The organism is Candidatus Eisenbacteria bacterium, from assembly GCA_030017955.1.
Taxonomy (GTDB): Bacteria; Eisenbacteria; RBG-16-71-46; order JASEGR01; family JASEGR01; genus JASEGR01.
The window spans coordinates 17,214-27,052 of the sequence record JASEGR010000040.1; the positions used below are offsets into that span (position 1 = coordinate 17,214).

Annotated in this window: 9 protein-coding genes; all 9 read left to right on the forward strand. The window is 51.3% G+C overall.

Translation table 11 applies throughout. The features are described from left to right. Position 1 precedes the first annotated feature (1 nt). Positions 2 to 1,018 carry a radical SAM protein gene (locus QME66_07990; protein ID MDI6808905.1) on the forward strand — a complete coding sequence of 339 codons (1,017 nt, stop codon included), beginning with the start codon at positions 2 to 4 and terminating at the stop codon, positions 1,016 to 1,018. Between the two features lie 19 nt (positions 1,019 to 1,037). After that, positions 1,038 to 2,264 (forward strand): glycosyltransferase family 4 protein, encoded by a 1,227-nt coding sequence (locus QME66_07995; GenBank protein MDI6808906.1) that lies wholly within the window; start codon positions 1,038 to 1,040, stop codon positions 2,262 to 2,264. 22 nt (positions 2,265 to 2,286) lie between these two features. Further along, positions 2,287 to 3,408 carry a glycosyltransferase family 4 protein gene (locus QME66_08000; protein MDI6808907.1) on the forward strand — a complete coding sequence of 374 codons (1,122 nt, stop codon included), beginning with the start codon at positions 2,287 to 2,289 and terminating at the stop codon, positions 3,406 to 3,408. A 200-nt stretch (positions 3,409 to 3,608) separates the two neighbouring features. Next, positions 3,609 to 4,676: a mannose-1-phosphate guanylyltransferase gene (locus QME66_08005; protein MDI6808908.1), complete on the forward strand. Its 1,068-nt coding sequence runs from the start codon at positions 3,609 to 3,611 to the stop codon at positions 4,674 to 4,676. Between the two features lie 33 nt (positions 4,677 to 4,709). Continuing rightward, a complete protein-coding gene (locus tag QME66_08010) occupies positions 4,710 to 5,198 on the forward strand; it encodes an SPOR domain-containing protein (GenBank protein MDI6808909.1) in 489 nt (162 codons plus the stop codon). Beyond that, on the forward strand, positions 5,199 to 6,608 hold the full coding sequence (locus tag QME66_08015) for a putative sugar nucleotidyl transferase (GenBank protein ID MDI6808910.1): 1,410 nt from the start codon (positions 5,199 to 5,201) through the stop codon (positions 6,606 to 6,608). 86 nt (positions 6,609 to 6,694) lie between these two features. Then, positions 6,695 to 7,705, forward strand: coding sequence for a galactose-1-phosphate uridylyltransferase (gene galT, locus QME66_08020; GenBank protein MDI6808911.1), 1,011 nt, complete (start codon positions 6,695 to 6,697; stop codon positions 7,703 to 7,705). Between the two features lie 206 nt (positions 7,706 to 7,911). Then, positions 7,912 to 9,420, forward strand: a complete 1,509-nt coding sequence (glgA, locus tag QME66_08025; GenBank protein ID MDI6808912.1) for a glycogen synthase GlgA — start codon at positions 7,912 to 7,914, stop codon at positions 9,418 to 9,420. Positions 9,421 to 9,567: 147 nt separating this feature from the next. Continuing rightward, the coding region (locus tag QME66_08030; protein ID MDI6808913.1) for a DUF4372 domain-containing protein at positions 9,568 to 9,839 on the forward strand (272 nt) is incomplete at its 3' end.

A 9,839-nucleotide genomic window follows, 5' to 3' on the forward strand; every position in this document is an offset into this window, starting at 1 on the left:
AATGAAGCCGGTCTCAATTGTTATTGCTGTCACGTATGGATGTAATTCAAGATGTCTGACGTGCGACATCTGGCAGATGGAAAGAGGGCAGGAGCTGGACCCGGGTTCGTACGAGAGACTTCCGGCTTCGCTGCGCTATATCAACATAAGCGGCGGCGAGCCGTTCATGAGGGAAGACCTGTTTGATGTTGTGTCGGTCATAAAGAGAAGATGTCCTGAATCACATATCATAATCTCGACCAACGGGCTTCTTCCCGACAGGGTGGAGCGCATGATGAAGAAGATGACGTGGGTCGGCGTCCGGGTGTCGTTGGATGCCGTCGGCTCTGAAGACGACAGGGTGCGCGGGATTCCCGGCTCATTCGAGAAGGCCATGCAAACTATCGATGTTCTCCGGGGGATTGGAGTTGAAGACCTGGGCGTCTCGGCGACGATCAGCCGTCACAATCCCGGCGGAGCTCTTGCCGTGAAAAAATATGCCGAAAGGGAAAATCTCGAATTCTCTTCTGTGGTCGCGCACAGCGGGCCGCTTTATTTCGGCGATAAAAGGGGATCTTCTCCCGATCCGGAGGTCGCGGAGCGGGAGCTTCTTGAAATAAGAAACAACGAGCTCTCATCAATGAACGTGAAGGCGTGGTTCAGGGCCTACTACACCGATGGGCTAATCGATTATGCGAAAGGCCTTCCGAGGAGAATCAGGTGCTACGGGGGCAGAATCGCGATCTATCTGACCCCGGGCGGCGATGTTTATCCGTGCAACATACTGCCGGACAGGATGGGGAATATTCTTGAAGATAGCTACGAGACCATAGCTTCCCATTCGAAGGCAATATTCGAAAAAGTGGACAGCTGCCCCGTGCAGTGCTGGATGAGCTGCACCGTGGCGCCGGTTATGAGACTGAATCCATTCAAGCCGCTCCTGTGGGCCTTGAGGACAAAGTTCTTCGGCAGGAACGGCTACGAGGCCTGGAGAGAATCACAAGCTCCGGAAGAGAATCACGTACACACTGGAGGATAGCGATTCCGGCACATCTCAAATGAGGATTCTTAACGTAAACAAATTTTACTATCGCAAAGGAGGGTCCGAGACATATTTCTTTGATTTGGCCCGGCTCCTTGAAGAAAAAACGAATGAAGTCATCCCGTTTTCAATGAATGATTCGAGGAACATCGAAAGCAGGTTCGAGAACTGCTTCGTTTCGGGAGCGGACTACAACCTGAAGGAAGGGACACTGAAGGAGATTCGGAAGGCGATGAATGTGGTGTATTCAAAGGAAGCAAGACGGAAGCTGTCTCAGATGATAGACAGAAATCCTGTTGATCTTGTTCACCTTCACAATATCAGTCACCAGCTTTCTCCTTCCATCATCAGGGAGGTAGGGAACAGGGGGCTTCCTGTTGTCTGGACTCTCCACGATTACAAGATCGTCTGTCCGGCATATCTTCTTTTCGTGAATGGAGTGGTGTGCGAGAAATGCAAAAACGGCAGGTTCTACAATGTCGTCCTTAGAAGGTGCAACCGCGGCTCCGTCTTGAGGAGTCTTACAAACTGCATTGAAATGTATCTCCACAGCATTCTCGGCACTTTCAAGTCGGTTTCCTTTTTCGTTTCGCCGTCAAGATTTCTCATGAACAAAATCATCGAGATGGGAGTTGATGAAAAGAGAGTGGTTCATCTCCCGTATTTCCTGCGGACAGAAGAGTATGAGCCTCTCTACAGGGATGAGGGTTACTTCGCTTACGTGGGCAGGCTTTCGAGAGAAAAGGGAATAATGACGCTTCTTGATGCGGCGCGCAGACTCGGAAAATGCAATCTGAAGATTGTGGGCGGAGGAGAACTCCGTGATGAAGTACTTGAGATCAGCAAGGATATCCCCGGTGTGGAACTGGTTGGGCACCTCTCCGGTGAGAGGCTGCGAGACATCTGGAGGAAGGCGTCCTTTGTCGTTGTTCCCTCAGAGTGGTACGAGAATCTGCCGTACTCTGTTCTCGAATCATTAGCCTTGGGAAAGCCGGTGATCGGTTCGAGAATTGGCGGCATACCTGAGCTTGTGGTTGACGGAGAGACCGGATTCCTGTTCGAACCCGGGAACTCGGAAGAACTGGCTGAAAAGATAGCGCTTCTCCAGGAAAGGTCTGAGCTCAGACAGAAGATGGGCAGGAAGGCAAGGGAAAAGACCGAAAAAGAGCTTGGCCCGGAAGCACACTACTCGCGGCTTCTGGACATCTACGGGAATGCCATCGCCTTGAAAAAGGCGGCTTAAGACTGGACTCGGGAAAGGGAGCATGAAGGATTCGAAGATTCCAATGCGGATAGCGATGATAGGACAGAAGGGGATACCTGCGACCTACGGCGGGATTGAACGGCACGTGGAGGAGGTCGGGAAGAGGCTCACCCAGAGGGGACACGAAGTTTACGTCTACAGCAGGGCTCACTACACAAAGGTGAGAGGCAGGTATCAGGGGATTCATCTCATCCGTCTGCCATCGGTCAACACCAAGCATCTTGACACTGCGTCGCACTGCATGTTTGCGAGCATAGACATGATTTTCAGGAACTTCGACATTGTTCATTTCCATGCTCTCGGTCCATCGGTGTTCTCGTTGCTGCCCAGGATCTTCGGGAAAAAATCCGTCGTGACGATTCACGGCCTTGACTGGCAAAGGCAAAAATGGGGCCAATTCGCTTCATGGATACTCAAGAGATGCGAATATCCGGCCATAAGATTCCCCAACCGGACGATTGTGGTTTCAAAGACTCTTCGGGATTATTTCGGGTCAAAGTTCTCGACAAAGCCCGATATCATTCCGAATGGAACGAATCTCCCTGTTTTCAGAGAGGCCAGTAAGATAAGGAGAAAGTACAAACTCGAGCCGGGTGATTTCATTCTGTTTGTCGGACGGCTGGTTCCCGAGAAGGGCTGCCACTATCTGATAGAAGCATTCAACAAGGTTGCGACATCTAAGAAGCTCGTGTTTGCCGGCGGGTCAAGTTTCAGCGATAGCTACGCGCGTGAGCTCAAGAAGAGCGAAAGCGAGAAGATAAGATTTCTTGACTATGTTTACGGAGATGAGCTTGAAGAGTTATGGAGCAATGCCTACATTGTCGCCCAGCCCTCGACTCTGGAGGGGCTGTCAATATCTCTCCTCGAAGCGATGAGCTATGGAAGGTGCATCGTTACGAGCGACATCCCGGAGAATCTCGAAGTCGTGGGAGACAACGCCGTCCCATTCAAGTCCGGAGACCCGGACGACCTGAGCCAAAAACTGGAGCTCCTGCTTGGAAATGAAGAGCTTGTCAGGAGCTACGAGAAGAGGACCAAGCAGTTCGTCACCGAGAAATACAGTTGGGAAAAGATAGTTGACAGCACCGAAGCCATCTACAAGGAAATCCTCTCCGCAAAATAGAAAATAGTGACAGTCACCTATTTTCCCGCCAATTCAAAAAATAGTGACAGGCACCTATTTTGCCGCGCCCCTCACCAACCTCTCCCCCCTGGGAAGAGGAACAAGGTGAGGGGAATCTCCTCAAATTCTTCTTGCGCGTCCGTTCTCGTGTGTGGTATGGCTTATCTGTTGCTCGACTGGGAAATGGGAAAGGAGAGGTCTTGCTCCACGCGATAATCCTTGCCGGCGGAAAAGGAGAGAGATTCTGGCCGCTCAGCAGGGTCGGGAACCCCAAACAGCTTGTTGACTTCGACGGGACCGGCACCATGCTGGATCGAACCGTTACGAGGCTTCTTGGCCTCATTCCCAAAGAGAGAATCTGGATAATAACATCTGAGAATCTCGTTTCGAGAATAGCCGAGAGATTCACGTGGATAAAACCTTCGCATCTCATTGGCGAGCCGCTCAGCCGGAACACGGCTCCTGCGATAGGTATCGCCTCTTTGTACGTGAACAAGGAAGATCCTGATGCGGTCACCGTGACGCTGGCATCAGATCACATGGTGGCAGACGAAAGAAGGTTTCTCCTCACGCTTTCTGTTGCCGAGGAACTGGCCCGCGCAAGGGAGAGCCTCGTGCTTTTCGGCGCAGTTCCCACTCGCCCGGAAACCGGGTACGGCTACATCGAGCTCGGAGAAGAAATCGGGGGTTCGGGAACGATGTTCCGGGTGTCATCATTCAGAGAAAAGCCTGACCTCGAGACGGCAAAGAGATTCATCGCGAGCGGAAAGCATCTCTGGAACTGCAGCATCTTTGTATGGAAGACAAAGAGAATCCTCGACGAGATCTCGGAGAGCATGCCAAAGCTCTCGGCACAGCTCAAAGAGTTTCTTCCTCACCTGGGAAAGAAGGACAGAAGGCCATTTCAGGAGTTCTACGAGAATGCCGAGAATATCTCAATTGACTACGGCGTTCTTGAGAAGACAAAAGAAGTAATAGCGCTCAGAGGCGATTTCGGGTGGGAAGACATGGGCTCTTGGTCCGCAGTCATGAGACTCAAGTCCGGAGATCTCTCAGGAAACGTTTCTTACGGCGATTGCGTACAGGTTGATACGAAAGACTGCTTCTTCTTCTCCACAGACGGCGTGATTGCTGCGCTGGGGGTTAATGATCTTGTTGTGGTCCGGGTCAAAGATGCTACACTTGTGGCGAGAAAGGAAAGGGAGCAGGATATAAAGAAGATTGTCGATGCTTTGAAAGCGAAAAAAGAGTATGAGAACTATTTGTGATCCGGCCAGTTTTCCCAGGAAGGGGTGGAAAAGATGAAACTGATGAGCTGGTTTTTCATTCTAATGCTTGTTTTTGCCGTATGTTTGTCGGGTTGCGCAAAGCAGGTGCCGAAGCCAAAGGAGATCACTGCGGCCACGCCCAGCAAGGAAGTTGAGAAGGCTGAGCTGGGAGATATCGAAGAAGCAGAGCTTGACACTCTGGCCGAACCTGTCCAGGGCGTTAAGGATACTTCAGTAGTGAAGACCGGAACCGGCTCCCCGGCTTGGTCACAGAGCCGTCAGACCGGCTTTTCCGTTCAGGTGTTCGCATCCTCGACGTCCGACGGTGCAGTCACGTTCGCAAGTGAAGCGAGAGGGAGATTCTCCCAGCCAGTCTTCATTGTATTTGAAGAGGGATTGTACAAAGTGAGAGTCGGAGGTTGTCTGTCAAGACAGGAGGCTGATGAGCTAAAAGCGCGGGCACGGGATATGGGGTATGCGGATAGTTGGGTTGTTGCGCCCGGCGTTGAGCCCCAAAAATAAATGATGTTGCCTGCCATTTGCATTTTTGAGGACGAACGTTTCTCACAGTTCTATCCTCTTTCGCTAACCAGACCGGTCTACGAGCTCCACTGCGGAATCATCTCTCTCAGGGAGAAGATCGAAAAGCGGCTGCCAAGCCTGAGAGTCTGTCTTCACGCGAGGCCTTATCTTTCTCAAGTTCTTTCATCGGCAACTCCGAACCCGGTCAACAAATTCCAGAAACTCAAAGGAAGCGAACTCATCCTGGTGAATGGGAGAATCCTGGCTGACGATTCTCTTCCGGCCCTCATCGAGAGAGCTTCCAAAGGAGAGGTGTTCGAGAGTGAAGGCAGCATTGTCCTTGGAAGAATCGATGGGGAGAAGATTCAGACCGTCATTGAAGAAGATGGTGGCTATTTCTCGGGAAAGAAGTTTCTCGCAAAATACTCCGGAAGGAAAGCCACCCGATTCCCCGGGATTGTTGTCAACTTTCTATGGGACCTCATTGTCAAGAATTCTTCCGAGATATCGAAGGACTTTGAGTTCCTCATAAGCCCATCGTCAAGGCCTCGAGGCGCCCTGGATGAGATTTTTCATTGTGATAAGGAAATCCTTGTTACAAACGGTGAACATACTCTGGACCCGAGTGCGATTCTCCTCGGAAAGGTTGGCAGGGAGCAGATCTTCATCGGAAAGGGCGCAAGGATTGACCCCTCGGTAGTTCTCGACGCACGGCAGGGGCCGATCTGGATTGGCGAGGACGCTGTAGTCACGCCATTCACCAGAGTCGAGGGACCTGCCTGCGCTCTGGACGGCACAGTGCTCACAGGCGGGAAGATAAGAGAAGGAACATCAATCGGCCCATCTTGCAGGGTCGGCGGAGAAGTCGAGGAGACAATCTTTCAGGGATATTCAAACAAGTATCATGAAGGATTTCTCGGTCACTCGTATGTCGGCGAATGGGTCAACCTTGGCGCGATGACGACAAACAGCGACCTTAAGAACAACTATGGAGCTGTGAAGGTGTGGATTGACGGGGCTCAGATTGACACGGGTGTCTCGAAAGTCGGCTGCTTTATAGGCGACCATGCGAAGACCGGGATAGGCACCCTCATAAACACCGGGACGGTGATTGGCGTTGGCAGTAACATTTTCGGCGGCGGCACGATGCCTCCGAAATATGTCCCTTCCTTTTTCTGGGGAGGCGGTGAGGAAAGCTCGAGCTACGAACTCGGGAAATTCCTCGAAACAGCAAAGGTCGCGATGTCGCGAAGAGATGTCAAGATGAGCGGCCCCTACACGAAGATGCTCGAAAACGTACATGAGCTCACGATGAAAGAGAGAAAGGCATTTGGGCTCGCCCTTTCTTCTCCTTCAGTGCCATCCTCTCCAACTTTCCGAACCCGCAAGGACCGAAAGAAGAAGACCTAGACCGAAGACCCTGGAGCGGATACGATTCCCTTGCGTTTTTCTTCGATTTGCCGATAATTTGACGAAAGGGGAAAAAGCTAAAAGCCATGCCAGAACTCAGAAAAGACCCCGTGATTGGAAGATGGGTAATCATCTCGACTGAAAGGGGAAAAAAGCCAACAGATTTTCTTGAACCCCCGCCAAAGAAGCAGGCGCTTTTCTGCCCGTTTTGCTCAGGAAATGAGGCCAAAACTCCCCCCGAGGTTCTTGCAATCAGAGATGGAGGAAATGGACCCAATAGCCCCGGCTGGACGGTGAGGGTTGTGCCGAACAAGTTCCCAGCGCTTCAGATAGAAGGGGAGCTTGGCCGGAAGGGCGAGGGGCTTTACGACAAGATGAACGGAATCGGCGCGCACGAGGTGATTATCGAGACCCCCAATCATGAGCAGTCGCTCGGGGAGCTTCCTGTAGAGCACATTGAAACAGTGCTCTCGACTTACAGAGCAAGGACGATTGATCTAAAGAAAGACAAGAGATTCAGGTACATACTTATCTTCAAGAACCACGGCGAAGCAGCGGGAGCATCTCTCGAACACGGGCATACCCAGCTGATCGCGACGCCTATTCTGCCGACGCGCGTTATCCAGGAGCTTGACGGCAGCAGGCAGTACTACAACTTGAAGGAAAGATGCGTCTTCTGTGACATCCTGGACCAGGAGATGGAAAGCGGACGGCGTGTTGTGTGCGAGAACGATTCGTTCATTGTCGTGGCACCGTTTGCTTCGAGATTTCCTTTTGAGACCTGGCTCCTTCCGAAGAGGCACGATTCGGCTTTCCAGGAAATTGAAGCGGGTGAGTTCAAGAAACTCGCTTCCGTGCTGAAAGAGATTCTGATGCGGATGGAGAAAGCTCTTAACCTTCCTCCGTACAACTTCATTATTCACAATGCGCCGCTCAACGATCCTCTTCTCCAGCACTACCACTGGCACATGGAGATTATGCCGAAGCTCACGAAGGTTGCCGGCTTTGAATGGGGAACCGGATTCTACATAAATCCCACTTCCCCGGAAGATGCTGCCGCGTACCTGAGAGAAGTCGAGATTGAAGTGAAAGTTTGAAGTGCCGCTTGAGATGAGAACTTTCCCGCGTTTCTGAGTCCGGGAGACAATCGTTCGAGATCATAGAAGCGTCGAAAGCAAGGGTTCAAGGGGTCGAGGGTCCATGGGTTCGAGGGAGAAGCAGCAGACCAACGACGTTTGTACTTTCTTGGCATTCTAGAACCCCAGAACCCTGGAACCCTGCTTTGGTTCGAAAGGAGAGAACGGTGAAAGACGGCAAGCTTCGGATTGTCATTACATCTTCGGAGATGGTTCCTCTGGCAAAAGTTGGCGGCCTGGCAGACGTGATTGGTGCTCTTTCCCAATCGCTGGGAAGAATGGGGCATGAGGTCACGGTTTTCCTTCCGGGGTTTTCCTCGATTCCCGAGAAATACCGGGGCGAGACGCTTCTCGATGGTGAGCTTGAGTTCCAATGGGGCCGCGAGAAGGTGACGCTCAGGGAAGCGCGTTTGAAAAACCAGGGCGTTCGGGTAATTCTCGTTGAGAACGATAACTTCTTCAAGCGGGACGGCGTATATACTGATCCATCGACAGGGGAAGAGTTCAAAGACAATGCCAGAAGGTTTCTATTTTTCTCGGTTGCTGCTGTTGAGGCAGTGCGGATTCTTGGCCTGAAGCCGGATGTTCTTCACATCAACGATAATCAGACCGCTCCCGTCGCCCCTTTCCTGAAGACAAGATTTGGCGGCGATCCGACTCTCTCGAACATCCCGGTTCTATACACCATTCATAACCTCGGCTATCAAGGCGTGTATCCGGGAGAAGTGTTCAACGATTTCGGAATCAGCAGGGACCTTTTCTATCCGATGGGGCCCTTTGAGTTCTTTGGCAACGTGAACTTCATGAAGGCAGGAATCTGGTATTCGGATTTGATTTCGACTGTAAGCAAGAGGTACGCAGAGGAGATTCAGACTAGCGAGGAATTCGGCTACGGGCTTCAAGGTGTCTTGAAGGCGAGGTCTGCCGATGTTTATGGGATAGTGAACGGTGTTGATTATTCAATCTGGGATCCGAGAAATGACAAGCTTATTCCTGTCAATTATGGGAAAGATACCCTTGAGGACAAGAAGAAAAACAAAAGTGCTCTCCTGAAGAGATGCGGTTTCAATGCGCGGCAGACAAGAAGATTTCTGCTGGGAATGGTGACGCGGCTCGCTGACCAGAAAGGCCTTGACCTCATTGAGCAAGCTTCGACCGAGCTCATGAAGCTTGATATCTCGCTTGTGGTGCTCGGGACCGGACAGAAAAAATATCACGAGTTCTTCACGAAGCTCATGGCCAAGTACCCGCGATGGATCTATGCGGAGTTTTCTTTTGATGACCCGCTTGCCCATCTTATAGAAGCAGGAGCCGATGCGTTTCTCATGCCTTCCAAGTATGAACCGTGCGGGCTCAATCAGATTTACAGCATGAGATATGGAACTGTCCCGATTGTGCGTGCGGTTGGTGGACTCTACGACACGGTGAAGGAGTTCAACGAAAAGGACTGGAGCGGTACAGGATTCACATTCAGTGACTACACGCCCGAGGCGCTACTGGCCTGCGTGCGGAAAGCGTTCGCTTGCCACGAGAATCCCAAGCTGTGGCGAAAGCTCATGCTCAACGGAATGAGCGAAGACTTCTCCTGGGAAAAGGCCGCCAGAGAATACCTCGCGCTTTATCGAAAGGCAATCACCAAGAAGAGCGTTCGAGAAAACTGCCTCGCCGGAAAATAGGGACAGGCACCACTGGTGTCCGGTTAACTTGTTCCGTAGTTGCTGTAACTGTTTTGAGATGAATATGATGGAGTCACAGAATGTCGTAATCGACTTGGATTCCCACTCGTACTATGGTCGTCTTCCAAATCAACAAAGGAGCGGCCTATGTACAATGGGAAAACCATTTTTTCTCAAATCATGGAGTTTCTGCCCCTCGATGAATTTCGCAAATGTGTTCGACGCTACGACGGCGATTACAGAGTCCATACGTTTTCATGTTTAGACCAGTTCTTATCTATGGCTTTTGCCCAATTGACTTACCGCGAAAGCCTTCGAGATATCGAAGCATGTCTGCGTTCCATGCAAAACAAATTGTATCACATGGGGATTCGAGGCAAAGTTTCTCGCAGTACTTTAGCCGACGCCAACGAAAATCG